The following is a 16,103-nucleotide window of genomic DNA, read 5'->3' as shown; positions in this document are numbered from 1 at the left end:
GGTCATGGGCACTGTTCTGCACGAGTCGCCGTACCTGGAAAACTGGCGCGCGTTGAGTCTGCGGATTCGCTGCGCGCTGGATCCGGACGAGCCGCGGCTCATCGAACACTACCTTGCGGAAGGCCGTTACCTGGCGCGCTTTACCGCCACGCCCAAATCCCTCATCTGTGAAAGCACCTTTCGCCTGCTGATCGACACCGCCAGCGACACCGCGCTGCCCTGGCATTGGCGTTGTCTGTGCCTGGACCAGGCGTGGCGTCCGCTGCGGGACATGCAGGCGCTTGCTTTCTCCGCTGCTCAGTTGGAACGCGTTCAGGCCTTCGCCCAGCGCCTGGCGACCTGCGCACTGCTGCCGTCGATTCCGCTGACGGAACCCGCGCCATCGAATCCGCAAAACGCCCTGCCGACGGCTTCTGATCGCCGGCGCCACTCGTGAGGACCTGCGCCATGGAGCAATGGAAACGTACCATCCTGAGCGGTAACAGTTGCTTCAACCGAGGCGACCTGATCGATGCGCGCGAGCTGTACCTGCAAGCCCTCGCGCTGGCGCAAGTGCTGTTCGACCGCTGGAGCGTCGCCGATGAGGCCGTGGCGGCGTTCGTGATTTCGCACCACAACCTGGCGGATCTGCACCTGAGCCTGGGTCAGCCGGAGGAGAGCGCCGAATACCTCTGCGCCGTCCATCAGCGCCTGTTGAATGTGATTCAGGACCCGCAAATGACGCCTGCCCTGCGACAGGCGGCGCTGCGGCACAGCAATAAAACCTACAGCGAACTCTTGGGTTTCGTCGGCCAATACGGCGAGTACCCACGCACCCGTCGCCTGCTCAACAGCAACGGCGAACATTCCCGCTCGGCGCTTCAGCACCACGTTGCCCGCGCTGGCACCCTCTCGTTTGGAGTCCACTGACATGCCGTTCACCTTGCCAGCCTTGCCCTACGCCTACGATGCGCTCGAGCCGCACATCGACGCGCAGACCATGGAAATCCACTACAGCAAGCACCACCAAACCTACATCAACAACCTCAACGCAGCCGTTGAGGGCACTGAATACGCCGAGTGGCCGATCGAGAAGCTGGTCGCCAGCGTCGCCGAGCTTCCGGAAAAACTGCGCCCGGCGGTGATCAATCAAGGCGGCGGTCATGCCAACCATTCGTTGTTTTGGGAAGTGATGAGCCCCCAAGGGGGCGGCCTGCCAAGCGGTGCGCTGGCGACGGCGATCGACGAGCAAGTAGGCGGATTCGACGCGTTCAAGGACGCCTTCACCAAGGCAGCGCTGACCCGCTTCGGCAGCGGCTGGGCCTGGCTGAGCGTTACCCCGGACAAAAAACTCGTGGTGGAAAGCAGTGGCAATCAGGACAGCCCGCTCATGAATGGCAACACGCCGATCCTCGGGCTGGACGTCTGGGAGCATGCCTATTACCTGCGCTACCAGAACCGTCGTCCGGAATACATCGCCGCGTTCTACAACGTCGTCAACTGGGATGAGGTTGCCAAGCGCTACGCAGCGGCGCTCGGCTGAAATTTCCCAGACCTCGGATAAGGCGATTTATGCGTTCGGACATACTGGCTCTCGGCAGCGTGCGGTTATTGCGGCTGGCATTGGGCTCGATTCTGGTCCTCGTTGGCACCGGCCTGCTGGTGGCGCAGGGACTTTCATGGGTTGCACTTGAGCCCAGAATGTTGCGAGCGCTGGAAGGTGGCGCCATCTGCGCATTGGGCACCGCGCTGGGTGCCGTGCCGGTGCTGGTGATCCGCGGCATGCCGGTGGCGGTGTCCGACGGCCTGCTGGGTTTCGGTGCCGGCATCATGCTGGCAGCGACGGCGTTTTCATTGATTGTGCCGGGCTTGGGCGCGGCCCACGATCTGGGTTTTACCCCGTGGGGCGCCGGTGCGTTGATCAGCTTCGGGATATTGCTCGGCGCCGCGGGCCTGTTTCTGGTCGACACGCTGGTCTCCAGAGGACCGCAGTTGTCGGAGGTGGCCGGGAAACCGGCGATTCCCTCGAACATCTGGCTGTTTGTGATTGCCATCATTGCCCACAACATTCCCGAAGGCATGGCGGTGGGCGTGTCGGCGGGTGGTGGTCTGGCCCACGCCGACAGCCTGGCGATGGGTATCGCCATTCAGGACGTGCCGGAAGGGCTGGTCATCGCGCTGGTGCTGGCGTCTGCCGGCATGTCCCGGCTCAAGGCGTTTCTGATCGGCGCGGCGTCCGGGTTGGTCGAACCGGTGTTCGCCGTGCTCTGCGCCTGGCTGGTGGAAGTGGCCGCGTTGCTGTTGCCGGTGGGCCTGGCGCTGGCGGCCGGGGCGATGCTGCTGGTGGTGACCCACGAAGTCATCCCCGAATCCCGCCGCAACGGTCACGACAAAATTGCCAGCTTCGGATTGCTGGTCGGGTTCTGCCTGATGATGGTGATGGACACGGCGTTGGCCTGAGGGTGAGTGCAGGTGAAAGCCTGCCTCAGCCCAGCTTCGACAGCGTTACGGCATCCGGCTTGCCGTCGAAAAACGCCTCAAGCACTTCCTGAAAAACCCGCGTTTCAGGCGCGAACGCTGCAAACAGGGTCATGCTCGAGCGCAGCTTCATGTCGTCCGGCGAGCCCATGATTTGCGTGGCGCTGCGAGCTTTCCACTCAAGCAATGCCTCGCAACAGCGCGCCAACCGTTCGCCCAATACCGGATGCTGCAAGTAGGCAATCGCCTCCTCACGCCCACTGATGCCGTACCGCCGGGCCATGTCGCTGTGGCCCAGACCCGCCAGTTGCGGGAAGACGAACCACATCCAGTGCGACTGTTTGCGCCCGGATTTAAGCTCCGCCAATGCGCGTTCGTGGGTCGACGCTTGCGCCTCGACAAATCGCTGCAGGTCAAATGGATCGTTCATGGCTGACTCCTCGCCCTGACCACGGCCTCTCGCCGTGCTTGGGATTCAGACTACCGCAGCGGGCGATGTTTCCAGCGTTTTCAGGCGCCCGCTCCTCAGGTGGATAAAAACCCTTATAATCCTGCGCCTATTCCTTCTGATGCGAGATCCGCCGTGAGCTTACCGCCGTGCCCAAAATGCAGTTCCGAGTACACCTACGAAGATGGCAGCCAGTTCGTGTGCCCGGAATGCGCCCACGAATGGTCGGCTGACGGCGCCAGCGCCGAAGCGGGCGACGACACCAAAGTCATCAAGGACGCCGTGGGCAACACCCTGCAGGACGGCGACACCGTCACGGTCATCAAGGACCTGAAGGTCAAAGGCTCGTCGCTGGTGGTCAAGGTCGGCACCAAGGTCAAAAACATTCGTCTGGTGGACGGCGATCATGACATCGACTGCAAAATCGACGGCATCGGCGCGATGAAGCTGAAGTCGGAGTTTGTGAAGAAGGGTTGATCTCCACGAGGATCGTTCCTCACGCTCCGCGTGGGAACGATCAAGCCAACTATGGATTCTTGGGGCATGTAGTGTGAAAGACTCAATCCTGCTGCTTGCAGTCGCTGTGATTGTCGCCTTTGCTGCGTGGGTGTTTTGGCACTACGTCGGTCTGAACGGTTTTGAACTACTAAGCACTTTAATGATTGTGTCGCTTGCGGTGGACAACACGCGCTTGCGGCGCGAAGTGAAAAAACGCAGGGCTTAATCGGTAGCTAAGAGATCCAGGCGACCTCGCCGCCGCTCGCCTGTGATCGTTCCTCACGCTCCGCGTAGGAATGCCGCTCATGACGCTCCGCGTCCTTTAAACGCAAATGCGGACGCGGAGCACCCGCGCGGCGTTACCACGCGGAGCGCGGGAACGATCAGGGTAATCCCGCCGCCCGCATTAGCTCGGCAAATTAATCCCGAACGTATTCACCCCATGCTCGCTGCGCACGAACACGGTGCCGCCGTGCATCAGGGCGATGGCTTTGACGATCGCCAGGCCCAGCCCGTGGTTGGCGCCGCTGTTGCTGCGCGAGGCATCCACCCGGTAAAAGCGCTCGAACAGTTTCGGCAGATGTTCCTCGGCGATCGGCGCGCCGGGGTTGGTCACGCCGATGCTGACGTGATCGCCCTCATCGCGAATATCCACATGAATCAACTGCCCTGGCGAGGTGTGCTGCACCGCATTGTGCAGCAGGTTGATCAGCGCCCGGCGCAAGTGCGCGGTTTCGATGGGCGCGCTGGCATCGCCTCGCACGTCAACCTGCACCTGGGCGTCTTCCAGAATGAAATCCAGGTAATCCAGGGTCTTCGCCACTTCCTGGGCGAGCGAGGCCTGGGTCAGTTGCGTGGCCTTGCTGCCCTGGTCGGCGCTGGCCAGAAACAGCATGTCATTGATGATCGAGCGCAGCCGCTCAAGCTCCTCAAGGTTGGATTGCAGCACCTCGAAGTAATGCTCGGCCGACCGCCCTCGGGTCAACGCCACCTGGGTCTGCCCAATGAGATTGGTCAGTGGCGAGCGCAGTTCATGGGCGACGTCGGCGTTGAACGACTCCAGCCGCGAATAGGCCTGCTCAACCCGGTCCAGCGTGGAGTTGAACGAGGTCACGAACTGATCCAGCTCCGGCGGCAGATGCGCCAACTTCAGGCGCCCGCTCAATCGAGGCGGCGTCAGTTTGCGCGCCTCCAGCGACAGTTCCGTCAGTGGTTTCAGGCCGATGCGCGCCACCCAGTAACCCAGTGCTGAGGCGAGGAGAATGCCGACGGCTGCCAGACTGATCAGCGCGATGAGCAGCGAGTGTTGGGTCTGCCAGAAGGTTTCGGTGTCGACCGCTGTGAGAAAACGCAGCGGCGGGCGTTGATCTTTCGCCGGGAACTGACTGACCAGCACTTTGAACGGGTAATCATGGCCGCTCAGGTTCAAGTCGCGCATGCCCAAGGGGCCCTTGGCGAAAGCGCGGATCTCGGCGTCCGGGTTGCCGAATTCATAGGTCGGGTTGTCGCTGACCACCCAAAAGCGCAGGCGTTTGTCTTCCTCGCTGAGCAGCCTGAGCTTGGCGTTGATCTTCGCCCAGTGTTCAGGCGTGCCGTAACGCTGGACGGCCGATTCGAGCACGCTGTATCGAGCGTCGACCTCGGCTTCCGGCAGCAGACCCAGGCCCTTGTCCACTTGCAGGTAAAGCGCCCAGCCGATCAACAGAAACACCAGCAGCGCCACGAGGGCGAACATGCCGCTCAGGCGCAGGGCGATGGAGTTAGTCGACACGACGGCTCTCCAGCACGTAACCCATGCCGCGGATGGTGTGCAGCAGTTTCTGCTCGAACGGCCCGTCGAGCTTGGCGCGCAGGCGTTTGATCGCGACTTCGACGACGTTGGCATCGCTGTCGAAATTCACGTCCCAGACCATCTCGGCAATCGACGTCTTCGACAGGATTTCCCCCTGACGCCGGGCCAGTACGCTGAGCAGCGAAAACTCCTTGGCAGTGAGGTCCAGACGCACGCCGGCCCGCGTGGCCTTGCGGCTGATCAGGTCGATCCACAAATCGGCGACGCTGATCTGCACCGGCTCGTGACCGCCGCTGCGTCGGGTCAGGGCTTGCAAACGCGCCACCAGTTCCAGAAACGAGAACGGCTTGCCGAGGTAATCGTCAGCGCCTTCGCGCAGGCCGCGTATGCGATCGTCGACGTTCTCGCGGGCGGTGAGCATGATCACCGGCGTCTGTTTGCGCGCGCGCAGGGCACGCAGCACGCCATAACCGTCCAGACCCGGCAGCATGACGTCGAGAATGATCACCGCGTATTCACTCTCCAGCGCCATGTGCAGGCCTTCGATGCCTTCGCGCGCGACGTCGGTGGTGTAACCCTGCTCGGTCAGGCCCCGGTGCAGGTAATCGGCGGTTTTCTCTTCGTCTTCGATAATCAGGACACGCATCGGTCCACGCTCACTTGTTGATGCTTACTTATAGGTGCTTGTTTCAACGGCCTGCTTTTCCGCACCCAGTTGGACTGCGGCTGGCCTGGACGCTGTCGAGCCTGGCGCTGTCGGGTCCGGCGTCGGACGCTGGCGATGGAAAAGTCGCTCATGCTGCAGGTAGATCACCGGCGTGGTGAACAGCGTCAGCGCCTGGCTCACCAGCAATCCCCCGACAACGGCAATGCCCAACGGCTGACGCAGTTCAGCGCCGACACCATAACCGAGCATCAAAGGCAGCGCGCCGAGCAATGCGGCCAGCGTGGTCATGATGATGGGCCGGAAGCGCGTCAGACACGCTTCATAAATGGCGTCACGCGGGGACATTCCGCGATTGCGTTGAGCGTCCAGCGCGAAGTCCACCAGCAGGATGCCGTTCTTCTTGACGATGCCGATCAGCAGCACGATCCCGATCAGGCCCATGATCGAAAAGTCCTGACCCATCAGCCACAGCAGCAACAGCGCACCGATACCGGCGGAGGGCAGGGTGGAAATGATGGTCAGCGGATGGACGAAGCTTTCATAAAGCACGCCAAGGATGATGTACACCGCCACCAGCGCGGCAAGAATCAGCCACGGCTGGTTGGCCAGCGAACTCTGGAACGCCTGGGCCGCGCCCTGGAAGTTGCCGATGATCGAGGCCGGCATGCCGATTTCGTTCTTCGCCTGATCGAGCAGCACCACGGCATCCCCCAGCGCCACGCCCGCCGACAGGTTGAACGACAGGTTGGCGGCCGGGAACATGCCGTCATGGCTGATCGACAACGGGCCCATCTTCGGCGCACCGACCTTGGCCAGCGCTGACAGCGGCACCATTTCATTGGTCAGCGGCGAACGCAGGTAGAAGTAGTTCAGGCTTTCGGCCTTGCCGCGCTGTTGCGGCTCCAGCTCCAGAATGACTTTGTACTGGTTGATGTCGGTCTGGTATTCGTTGATCTGCCGCTGACCAAAGGCGTCGTACAGCGCCTGATCGACGTCCGCCGTGGTCAGGCCGAAGCGCGCGGCGGCGCTGCGGTCGATGTCCAGATGGGTGACGCTGCCGCCCAGTTGCAAGTCGTTGGAGAGGTCGCGGAAAGCCGGCAGAGTTTTCAGCTTATCGGTCAGCTTCTGCGTCCAGACATTCAGCAGCGCGCCGTCGTTACTCTTGAGCACGTACTGATACTGCGCGCGGCTCGGCCCTGAACTCAGGTTGATGTCCTGCCCGGCCCGCAGGTACAGGACGATGCCGGGGATCTGCGCCAGTTTCGGCCGGATCCGGTCAATGAACTGGCTGGCTGTCACATCGCGGTCTTCGCGGTCTTTGAGAGCAATCCACACCCGGCCGTTGGCAATCGTCTGGTTACTGCCGCTGACGCCCACCGAATGGGAAAACGCCTTAACCGCCGGGTCGGCGGCGATGATTTTCGCCAGCTGTTTATGTTTCTCGATCATGTCCGGGAATGAAATATCCGCCGCCGCTTCGCTCGTGCCCAGCACCATGCCGGTGTCCTGCACCGGGAAGAAACCTTTGGGGATCAGCACGTAGCCGGCCACCGCCAGCACCAGGGTCAGGCCAAAAATCCCCATCATCAATCGCTGGTGGGCGAGGGCGAAGCGCACGCCGCGGGCATACCGCGCGAGCAGTCGCTCACCAAAGCCGGGCTTGGCGTGGGGATCGTGTTTCGGTGCGCGCATGAACAGCGCCGCGAGGGTCGGCGCCAGCGTCAGCGACACCACCACCGAAATCAGGATGGTCGACGTCGCGGTCAGTGCGAACTCCTTGAACAGCCTGCCGACCACGCCGCCCATGAACAGCAGCGGAATGAACGCGGCAATCAGCGAGAAGCTGATCGACACCACGGTGAAGCCGATTTCACTGGAACCCTTGATTGCCGCATCGCGCATGCTGTCGCCGGCTTCCAGGTGCCGATGGATGTTCTCGACCACGACAATTGCATCGTCGACGACAAACCCCACGGCAACCACGATCGCCACCAATGTCAGGTTGTTCAGGCTGAAGCCGAGCACGTACATCAGCGCGAAACTGGCGACGAGGGACACGCCCAGCACGGCGGTCACGATCAGTGTCGCCGAGAGCTGTCGGAGGAACAGCGCCATGACCGCGATGACCAGGGCGATGGCGATCAGCAGCGTCATTTCCACTTCATGCAGCGACGCACGGATGGTTTTGGTGCGGTCGCTGAGCACCGAGACGTCCACCGACGCCGGGAGCATTTCCTGCAACTTGGGCAACTGGCCGAGTACGCGATCGACTGTCTCGACGATGTTCGCGCCGGGCTGGCGAAACACCACGATGTTCACACCCTGCTGATCCCCGGACCAGGCGCGCACGTAGGCGTTTTCCGAGCCGTTGACGACCCGCGCCACGTCGCGCAAATGAACCGGCGCGCCGTCTTTGTAGGAAACGATCAGTTGCTCGTAGTCCTTCGCCTGAAACAGCTGGTCGTTGGAGGCGAGGGTGGAGATGCTGTCTTTGCCGTACAGCGCGCCCTTGGCCAGGTTGAGGCTGGTCTGCTGCAGGGATTCCCGCAGATCGGCGAGGGTAAGCCCGATCGACGCGAGTTTCTCGGGCGCCGCCTGGACACGAATCGCCGGACGTTGCTGACCGGTGATGTTGACCTGTCCGACGCCGTCGATCTGGCTCAACTGACGCGCCAGCAGGGATTCGGTGACGTCGCTGAGCTCGGTGCCGGGCATCAGGTTCGAGCTGACGCTGAGGATCAGCACCGGGCTGTCCGCCGGGTTGACCTTGCGCCAGGTCGGCAGCGTTGGCAAATCCGCGGGCAAGCGCCCGGCTGCCGTGTTGATGGCTGCCTGCACTTCCTGCGCGGCGGTGTCGATGCTTTTGTTGAGGGTGAACTGCAGCGTCAGGTTGGTGGAGCCCAGCGCGCTGCTCGACGTCATCTGGGTCATGCCGGGAATGGCGCTGAACTGCACTTCAAGGGGCGTCGCCACCGACGACGCCATGGTTTCCGGGCTGGCGCCGGGCAACTGGGCGGCGACCTGAATCGTTGGGAATTCGGCTTCCGGCAGCGGCGCCACCGGCAGGCGAGGGAAGGCGATGCAGCCCAGCAGCACCAGCGCGAAGGTCAGCAAAACGGTGGCGATCGGGTGGTTGACGCACCATGCGGAGATAGAACCGCGGCTGTTCATTTTGCCGCCCCGGTGGAGTCGGCGAGGGTGTCTACAGGATCACCCTTGACCACCTCGATCCGCGCGCCGTTTTTCAAACGTGACTGACCATCGCTGACCAGCACGTCATTGGCCTCCACCCCGCTGATGAGCATCAGGTCGCTGTCCTGATACAGCACGTTGACCGGCACCACTTCAGCCGTGTCGCCTTTGATCCGATACACGTAATGCTGGTCGATGCCGCGCTGCACCACTTGCGGCGAGACCTTCAGGGCACTGCGGTCGATGGCGGTCTGAATGCGCACGGTCACCAGTTGCCCGGGCCACAGCTTCTCTGTGGCGTTGTCGAATATCGCTTTGGCGCGAATGGTGCCCGTGCTGGCCGCCACCTGATTGTCGATCAGCAGCAACTTGCCCTGACCCAGGAGCGTGCCGGTTGCGCCTTCGCCGAGGTAAGCGTTGACCGGCGCGGGCGTGCTGGAGGCGATCAGATCATGCAGCGTTGGCAGCATCTGCTGCGGCAGGGAAAACTCGACCGCCACCGGGTCGATCTGCGTGACCGAGAACAGCCCGGTCGCATCGCTGACGCGCAGGAAGTTGCCTTCGTCAACGTTGCGGATGCCGACCCGGCCTGTCACAGGCGAACGTATTTGCGTGTAGGAAAGCTGTACCTGCGAGGCGTTGATCGACGCCTGATTGCCCAGCGCCGTGGCCTTGAGTTGATCGACCAACGCTTGCTGCTGATCGTACTGCTGTTTCGAGATGCTGTTGTCGACGGTCAGCAGCTTGTAGCGCTTGAGGTCGACATTGGCCACGTTCAGCTGCGCCTGGCTCTGGGTCAACAGCGCTTTGGCCTGATCGAGGGCAGCGCGGATCGAACGATCATCGATGGTTGCCAGCAGATCCCCCGCCTTCACCAGCTGCCCTTCCTTTACCAGCACTTTGGTCAGAATGCCGTCCACCTGAGGGCGAATCACCACGCTTTGCAGCGACAGCACCGAGCCGATCCCGGTGACATAACGCGGCACGTCTTCCTGAGTCACGGTGATCACGCGCACCGGTACGGCAACGGGGGCGCTGACTTTTTTCGCTGCGGGGCGAGTCAATGCCCAGACGCCTGTCACTACGAGCACGACCAACAGGGTCGCGAGCATCACGATTTTGTTCTTCTTCTGCATACAGGGACAGGCCAACCAGTGAATGAGGGGCGTAACCGGGAGCGTCCTTTATAACCCTTTGACCCGGTCAGCAAAATGACTGCTGCCTGTCAATATTGTCAGGTGAATAAGGGCAGACGATGAACGTGGGTAAAGAAACAAGGCCGCAGGGCGATACCCAAATAGAAGCCACGAGTTTCGATGAACGAGTTCTACTGTGACGGGGAAAATTCTTACATAAACTTCGTGAGTTCTGAATGCTTGTTCACAGGGCTCTGACTTACGTCGGTAAGCGGCTCTACTCCGGAGTGTGTGTCATGAAAAGCCTCATGGCTGTTTCGTTGTTGTTCTCGGTCGCAGTTCTCGGCGCTGACGCCATAGCGGGGTCCACCGCGTGGGCCGCCCAAGGTGGCCTGATGTTTCATGGCAGCGTGGTGAATGCCGCGTGCGACGCCCAGGTCTTGAGCGCTCCGTCGGCGGCATTACTTCCGACGACCTTGCAGGCCGACCCTGACGTCACCGTGGGCCTGAGTCGCCACAACGACGCCTGCGGCAAAGGCGTTGTGCCCGTGCAGGCACGTTACACCGAACTGGTTTCCGACCCGCAGAGCCCCCGCGCGGGAATTGTCACGCTGACCTACCAGTAGGCACTGCCTCCCCTCGATTCCCGATCCCCACTGACGACCCCGGTTCCATTGAGCCGGGGTTTTTCGTGGGTGAGACTTTTACATGGGCGCGTTTTTCAGGTCGGCGGTTAGGTGCCAGGCGCGAAGGTTGGTGAAGGTTCTTCGCGAGGGTTACTCCGCAAACCCCCGCCCGGTGAGGCCTCTGAAACAATAGCGTCATCTCCTACCGAAAGTTCCGACGCGCGCCACTGTCCTTTCAATCCACAGGATGTAGAACGCCTGACAGCCGATCCTGGAAGCGCTGCTTATAGTTCCTCTCGTCCTTTTGGGCACACACGAATCGACACAAGGAACGTCGTTATATGAAAAAGCTTTCTCTTACCCTGGCTATCGTGGCCGCAATGGGGCTTGGCATTTCCGGGACCGCGAATGCTGCGAACAACGGCAAACTTGTTTTCACCGGCACCCTGACCAACATCACGTGTGACATCGAAAACTTGTTTTCACCGGCACCCTGACCAACATCACGTGTGACATCGGCGCCGGGACTGGCGCCACCCCTGGCAACAACCCCGGCGAGATCAATGTCGACCTGGGCAACGTCTCGTTTTCCGACATCGGTCTCTTCGCCGACAACAAACTTGAAACTGCATCGCCCATCCAGCTGCTGGTCAATTGCACCGGCGGCGCCGCTCAATACAACACCGTGAACATGCGCTTCGTCGCCCGTCAGGGCAGCGGTCTGGATAACCTCGACCAGAAACTGCTGCGGGCTACCGGCGCGGCGGACGGCGTGGGCATCGGCCTGCTCAATGCGTCCAACCAGTTGATGGACCTGAGCGGCAACGAAACCATCGACACGCCGCTGGTCAAGGACGGCGCCGATGGCGCGACCGCCGAGATCAACTTCGGCGCCGTTTATGTCCTCAACGGCGCGACAACCAACCCGGGTAATGCCGACGGCTTCCTGCCGTTCGTGATGGATTACGAGTGATGTAGCAGGCGAGCGGGCAATGGCTCGCTCGCCTTCCTGGCTTATCCACCTCACAGCCCAAGACGGTCTCACCATGTTTCCTGAATTCCTTCGCGGCTCCGCCCTCTGGCTGGGGTTGCTTCTGGCTGCCCCGGCGCAGGCGGGCATCGTGCTCAACACCACGCGTGTCATCTACCAGGCCACGGACAAGGAGGTCAGTTTCGTTGTGAACAACAGCGGCACGGCTGACATCCTCGCCCAGTCATGGCTTGAAGCGCAGAGCGACACCGAGAATCTGCCCTTCGTCGTCACCCCGCCGCTGGCGCGAATGGCAGGCAGTGCCCGGCAAATGATTCGGGTGATCTACGCCGGCGAAGGTTTGCCCAACGACCGCGAGTCGGTGTTCTGGCTCAACGTCCAGGAGATCCCGCAATCGGCGAAGGACAACCAGCTGCAGATCGCGATTCGCCAGCGCATCAAGCTCTTCTACCGGCCCGCCGGGCTGAATGGCGATCCCCTCGATGCGGCAAAAAGCCTGCAGTGGCGCGTACATGACGGCCAGCTGGAAGTCAGTAATCCGACGCCTTATCACGTGTCGATGATCCAGATCGACGCGCGGCAGCAGGGCAAGACGCTGTTCAAGGCGGACAGCAGGATGCTTGCGCCAAGGCAGACCGTCCAATTGCCGCTCACCAGACTGGCCAGCGGTCACGCGGTGGACCTGCGGTTCATCAGCATCAACGATTTCGGCGCGCAGGAGCCGTACAGCGCGAGGGTCTCCGGTGGCCAGACGACTCAAGCCATCAATGTCGCCAACGTCATCACCGGCGCCGAGTAGCTACTCAGTCGGGAAGGCTTTCGCCCAGGTTTTCTTCGGTCGCCGTCATGCGGCTCCAGCGTCTTCCGCCTGCCAAACGTGGTTTGCCAGCGCCCTCGGAATCGAGAACACGAGTGAAACCCGCCAATGGAACCCCGAGATCACCAAAAGGGATATGCACGGATGGCAGCATGCTCTTCACACCTCGACCGCAGGCATCCGGCGCATGAGCCGTTTCGGATCACCCCGGTGGCGAGGATTATCCTTGCATCGGCAGGGCTGGCACTGGCCTCGCCTGCGACTGCAATGACTGATCAAAACAGCGCCGCGACCCATGTGAAATTCAATACCTCGTTCATTCAGGGCACCGATCAGCCCGCCGATCTCGCGACGTTTTTGCAAGGCAACAGCGTGGTCCCCGGAAGCTATCGGGTGGATGTCTACGTCAACCGTGTGTCGAGCGGGCGGCGTGACATCAACTTCGTCTCCAATGCCGCGAAAGGCACCGTCGAGGCTTGCCTCACCCTGGACATGCTCCGCCAGTTCGGCATGAACACCGACGCCGTGCAGGCCGGTGAGGCTTTGCCAACAGCCTGTTTCGATCTCCCGGCGCGGGTCGAATTTGCCCGCGTCGATTATCAGCCGGCGAGCCTGCGCCTGAACATCAGCATCCCTCAGGCGATGATGTCGCGCAGCGCTCGCGGTTACGTGCCGCCGGAGTTATGGGACGAGGGCGAGACGGTCGGTTTCGTGAATTACAACTTCAGCGGCGCGCGTCGCTCCCGCAGCGGCCAGGCTCAAGATCAGGATCAGTATCAGTATTACCTGAGTGTTCGCAACGGCGTGAACCTCGGTGCCTGGCGACTGCGCAACGAGTCTTCGCTGACCTACGGCAATGACCAGCCCTACCGCTTTCGCAGCAACCGGACGTTCATCCAGCGTGACATCACCTCGCTGAAAAGCCAGCTGACCCTGGGCGAGACTTTTACCGATTCGCAGGTGTTCGACAGCGTTCGGTTCCTCGGCGCGATGGTGATGTCCGATGAGGGTATGCTGCCTGACAGCGAGCGGATTTTCGCGCCGGTCATTCGTGGTATTGCCGACACCAACGCATTGGTGGAAGTGCGGCAGAACGGTTTCATGCTGTACAGCGGCAACGTCTCGCCGGGCCCGTTCGAAATCACCGACATCTACCCCAGCGGGTCGAACGGCGATCTGGAAGTGACGGTGGTCGAAGCCGATGGCAGCAAGCGCGTGTTCGTCCAGGCCTACGCGTCACTGCCGATCATGGTGCCGAAAGGCGCGTTGCGCTACAGCCTCGCCGCCGGCCAATACGACAGCAACACGGAAGACGCTTTTTCACCCTCGTTCGCCAGCAGCACGCTGGTGTATGGCCTGACCGAACGGTTGACGGCAGCGGGCGGCGTGCAAATCGCCGAGGATTACCAGGCCGGCAACATCGGCGCGGGGGTCAACACCGGGCTCGGTGCGGTGTCGCTGGACCTGACCCAGTCCCTCAGCCGCCAGCGCGAGCAACGCTACAGTGGGCAAAGCCTGCGCCTGCGCTACGCCAATACGCTGGACCTGACCAACACCACCCTCGCCGTGGCTGGTTATCGCTATTCAACGGATCAGTACCTGACGTTCGACGACCATGTCGAGGCGTTGCAAGCGCGTGACGGATCGGCCAGCGGGCGCGCCAAAGATCGCATCGAAATCAGCCTGACCCAGGCGCTGCCGGAGCAGTCTGCGTCGCTTAGCTTTACCGGGTCGGAGCAGCGCTACTGGGACCGTGGCAGTAAGACGCGCCAGCTGTATCTGTCGTGGAACTCGGCGTGGCGCAGTCTTAGCTACAACGTGTCGGTCGAGCGTAACCAGACCTTCGCGCGCAGCGGAGAAAGCCAGTCCGACAACCGCATTGCGCTGACATTGAGCCTGCCGCTGGGAAGCGATTCCGGCTCGTCGCGGCTGTTTGCCAATGCCGTGCGTGACAGCTCCGGCGCCTCCAGCCTGCAGTCTGGCTTGAACGGTCAACTGTTCGACGACCGCAACAGCTTCTACTCGCTGCAGGCCGGCCACGACAGTGCGTCGGGCTCATCGGGCTTCGGCAAACTCAGCACCACCACGGCCTACGGGCGTTTCGATGCGGGCTACGGGCAGGGCAGGGATTATCAGGCGCTGAGCATGGGCGCGTCGGGTTCGGTGGTCGCCCACGCGGGCGGGGTGAATTTCGGTCAGCCCCTGGGCGAGACCTTCGCGCTGGTGCAGGTAAAAGGGGTCAGCGGCGCGCGGCTGAGCAATTTCAGCAACGTCGAAACGGCCGATAACGGTTACGCCATCTTGCCTTACACCCAGCCGTATCGAACCAATTGGGTCAACCTCGACACCCGCCAGTTGGGCGCCGATGTCGAACTGGAGAATGCCGTGGATCAAGTCGTGCCCCGACGCGGCGCGGCGCCCTTGGTCAGCTTTCGTACGGCAATCGGTCGGCGTGTGCAATTCGAACTGGTGCGAGCCGATGGCAGCCGTTTGCCCATGGGTGCAGCGGTGGAAGACGAGCAGGGCAAGCCGCTGGCGACTGTCGACCCCAGCGGGCGAGCGCTGGTGCTGAGCGAGCGGGACAGCGGCGAGCTCATCGTCAAATGGACCGATCAACAATGCCGTGCATCCTTCGCGCTGCCGCCGAAAGAAGCCCATCGCAGCTACGATCGCCTGAAGGTGCAGTGCCAATGAAGCGCGCCTGTCTGTCAGGGCTTTTTCTGGCCGTCATCAGCGGCATGGCCCAAGGCGCCGTCTCACTGTCAGGCACCCGGTTGATCTTCGACGGCCGTTACAACGAGGCGACGATCGAGGTCAGCAACCGCGGTGATTCCGAGGCCCTGATTCAAGTCTGGCTCGATGCACCGCGCGCAGATGATCCACCGGGCCGTGATCAACCCGGCAATGCGCGCGCAGCCGATCTGCCGTTTGCGTTGACCCCGCCCCTGGCGCGCCTGCCAGCCAAGGGCAAGCAGACCTTGCGCCTGCTCTATGAAGGCATCGGCCTGCCCCAGGACCGGGAGTCGATTCTGCACCTGTACGTGCTGGAAATTCCTCGGCGCAGCCCGGCGGTTCAGCAGTTGAGCATTGCCATCCGCCAACGCATTAACGTCTTCTATCGGCCAGCAGCGCTGGCCGGCGACCCGGCCGATGCGGCGCAAACGCTGATCTGGCAACGCGCTCCATCAACCGATGCCACGCTTTCCGTGCGCAACCCGACGCCGTATCACGTTTCGCTGCAGGACCTGCGCATCAATGGCATCGAAGTCGCAGACCACCGGTTGCTGCCACCTTTTTCGGACGCCTCACTGACGCTGCCTGTCATTGGTTTGAAGGGATCAGTGGCTGAAACCCTGAGCTTCAAGGCCATGACCGATTACGGCGGACAGCGCGATTACTGCGCGCCGTTTCAGGGTGGGCAGCCGTTCGCAGTGCCGCTGCGCACGTCGGATTCACACTCACTCATAGGGAAATGCTGA

15 protein-coding genes and 1 pseudogene are annotated in these 16,103 nt (G+C 62.0%); 11 read left to right on the top strand and 5 right to left on the bottom strand.

Annotated elements, in window-relative coordinates:
* The first annotated feature begins 4 nt into the window (after positions 1-4).
* From IFT47_RS04540 to IFT47_RS04525, 4 genes are read left to right on the top strand one after another with little or no spacing between them, the layout of a single operon-like run.
* A complete protein-coding gene (locus tag IFT47_RS04540; RefSeq protein ID WP_244655824.1) occupies positions 5-436 on the top strand; it encodes a FagA protein in 432 nt (143 codons plus the stop codon).
* An 11-nt stretch (positions 437-447) separates the two neighbouring features.
* Positions 448-909, top strand: a complete 462-nt coding sequence (locus IFT47_RS04535; RefSeq protein WP_133776242.1) for a hypothetical protein — start codon at positions 448-450, stop codon at positions 907-909.
* 1 nt (position 910) lies between these two features.
* Positions 911-1,522 (top strand): superoxide dismutase, encoded by a 612-nt coding sequence (locus tag IFT47_RS04530; protein WP_192170704.1) that lies wholly within the window; start codon positions 911-913, stop codon positions 1,520-1,522.
* A 29-nt stretch (positions 1,523-1,551) separates the two neighbouring features.
* A complete protein-coding gene (locus tag IFT47_RS04525; protein ID WP_192170705.1) occupies positions 1,552-2,439 on the top strand; it encodes a ZIP family metal transporter in 888 nt (295 codons plus the stop codon).
* 25 nt (positions 2,440-2,464) lie between these two features.
* Here the strand turns inward: IFT47_RS04525 and IFT47_RS04520 are convergent, their stop codons facing one another.
* Positions 2,465-2,887, bottom strand: a complete 423-nt coding sequence (locus IFT47_RS04520) for a DUF1810 domain-containing protein (protein ID WP_192170706.1) — start codon at positions 2,885-2,887, stop codon at positions 2,465-2,467.
* Positions 2,888-3,040: 153 nt separating this feature from the next.
* Between IFT47_RS04520 and IFT47_RS04515 the strand changes: the two genes are divergently transcribed.
* Entirely contained in the window at positions 3,041-3,382 is a 342-nt protein-coding gene (locus tag IFT47_RS04515; protein ID WP_074886446.1) for a zinc ribbon domain-containing protein YjdM, read from the top strand.
* Positions 3,383-3,455: 73 nt separating this feature from the next.
* Positions 3,456-3,629, top strand: a complete 174-nt coding sequence (locus IFT47_RS04510) for a hypothetical protein (protein WP_192170707.1) — start codon at positions 3,456-3,458, stop codon at positions 3,627-3,629.
* Positions 3,630-3,809: 180 nt separating this feature from the next.
* Here the strand turns inward: IFT47_RS04510 and IFT47_RS04505 are convergent, their stop codons facing one another.
* Genes IFT47_RS04505 through IFT47_RS04490 form a run of 4 tightly spaced genes read right to left on the bottom strand, consistent with a single transcriptional unit; the run spans position 3,810 to position 10,190 of the window.
* Positions 3,810-5,174 carry a heavy metal sensor histidine kinase gene (locus tag IFT47_RS04505; RefSeq protein WP_192170708.1) on the bottom strand — a complete coding sequence of 455 codons (1,365 nt, stop codon included), beginning with the start codon at positions 5,172-5,174 and terminating at the stop codon, positions 3,810-3,812.
* Positions 5,164-5,841, bottom strand: a complete 678-nt coding sequence (locus IFT47_RS04500; RefSeq protein ID WP_122534987.1) for a heavy metal response regulator transcription factor — start codon at positions 5,839-5,841, stop codon at positions 5,164-5,166. Before IFT47_RS04500 ends, IFT47_RS04505 begins: the two co-directional genes overlap by 11 nt.
* A 24-nt stretch (positions 5,842-5,865) precedes the next feature.
* The gene (locus IFT47_RS04495; RefSeq protein ID WP_192170709.1) at positions 5,866-9,033 is read right to left on the bottom strand and encodes a multidrug efflux RND transporter permease subunit; all 3,168 of its coding nucleotides are present in this window, start codon (positions 9,031-9,033) and stop codon (positions 5,866-5,868) included.
* A complete protein-coding gene (locus IFT47_RS04490) occupies positions 9,030-10,190 on the bottom strand; it encodes an efflux RND transporter periplasmic adaptor subunit (RefSeq protein ID WP_192170710.1) in 1,161 nt (386 codons plus the stop codon). Before IFT47_RS04490 ends, IFT47_RS04495 begins: the two co-directional genes overlap by 4 nt.
* Before the next feature lie 296 nt (positions 10,191-10,486).
* On the opposite strand from IFT47_RS04490, the gene IFT47_RS04485 reads away from it, so the two are divergent.
* The 5 genes and pseudogenes from IFT47_RS04485 (at position 10,487) to IFT47_RS04465 (ending at position 16,103) form a co-directional block, all read left to right on the top strand.
* Positions 10,487-10,816, top strand: coding sequence for a hypothetical protein (locus tag IFT47_RS04485; protein WP_192170711.1), 330 nt, complete (start codon positions 10,487-10,489; stop codon positions 10,814-10,816).
* A 341-nt stretch (positions 10,817-11,157) separates the two neighbouring features.
* Positions 11,158-11,789, top strand: a pseudogene (locus IFT47_RS04480) (fimbrial protein).
* A gap of 73 nt (positions 11,790-11,862) precedes the next feature.
* Positions 11,863-12,606, top strand: coding sequence for a fimbrial biogenesis chaperone (locus IFT47_RS04475; protein WP_192170712.1), 744 nt, complete (start codon positions 11,863-11,865; stop codon positions 12,604-12,606).
* A 285-nt stretch (positions 12,607-12,891) separates the two neighbouring features.
* Positions 12,892-15,318, top strand: coding sequence for a fimbria/pilus outer membrane usher protein (locus IFT47_RS04470; RefSeq protein WP_192170713.1), 2,427 nt, complete (start codon positions 12,892-12,894; stop codon positions 15,316-15,318).
* On the top strand, positions 15,315-16,103 hold the full coding sequence (locus tag IFT47_RS04465) for a fimbrial biogenesis chaperone (RefSeq protein ID WP_192170714.1): 789 nt from the start codon (positions 15,315-15,317) through the stop codon (positions 16,101-16,103). The genes IFT47_RS04470 and IFT47_RS04465 overlap by 4 nt, the downstream gene beginning before the upstream one ends.

The organism is Pseudomonas sp. CFBP 13711 (assembly GCF_014842265.1).
Lineage (GTDB): Bacteria > Pseudomonadota > Gammaproteobacteria > Pseudomonadales > Pseudomonadaceae > Aquipseudomonas.
This window is presented reverse-complemented; position numbering and strand designations above follow the sequence as displayed.

Bases quoted from the DNA above. Each gene is read 5' to 3' on its own strand.
- IFT47_RS04540 (WP_244655824.1), top strand. From the start codon at position 5: ATGGGCACTGTTCTGCACGAGTCGCCGTACCTGGAAAACTGGCGCGCG.
- IFT47_RS04535 (WP_133776242.1), top strand. From the start codon at position 448: ATGGAGCAATGGAAACGTACCATCCTGAGCGGTAACAGTTGCTTCAAC.
- IFT47_RS04530 (WP_192170704.1), top strand. From the start codon at position 911: ATGCCGTTCACCTTGCCAGCCTTGCCCTACGCCTACGATGCGCTCGAG.
- IFT47_RS04525 (WP_192170705.1), top strand. From the start codon at position 1,552: ATGCGTTCGGACATACTGGCTCTCGGCAGCGTGCGGTTATTGCGGCTG.
- IFT47_RS04520 (WP_192170706.1), bottom strand. From the start codon at position 2,887: ATGAACGATCCATTTGACCTGCAGCGATTTGTCGAGGCGCAAGCGTCG.
- IFT47_RS04500 (WP_122534987.1), bottom strand. From the start codon at position 5,841: ATGCGTGTCCTGATTATCGAAGACGAAGAGAAAACCGCCGATTACCTG.
- IFT47_RS04495 (WP_192170709.1), bottom strand. From the start codon at position 9,033: ATGAACAGCCGCGGTTCTATCTCCGCATGGTGCGTCAACCACCCGATC.
- IFT47_RS04490 (WP_192170710.1), bottom strand. From the start codon at position 10,190: ATGCAGAAGAAGAACAAAATCGTGATGCTCGCGACCCTGTTGGTCGTG.
- IFT47_RS04485 (WP_192170711.1), top strand. From the start codon at position 10,487: ATGAAAAGCCTCATGGCTGTTTCGTTGTTGTTCTCGGTCGCAGTTCTC.
- IFT47_RS04475 (WP_192170712.1), top strand. From the start codon at position 11,863: ATGTTTCCTGAATTCCTTCGCGGCTCCGCCCTCTGGCTGGGGTTGCTT.
- IFT47_RS04470 (WP_192170713.1), top strand. From the start codon at position 12,892: ATGACTGATCAAAACAGCGCCGCGACCCATGTGAAATTCAATACCTCG.
- IFT47_RS04465 (WP_192170714.1), top strand. From the start codon at position 15,315: ATGAAGCGCGCCTGTCTGTCAGGGCTTTTTCTGGCCGTCATCAGCGGC.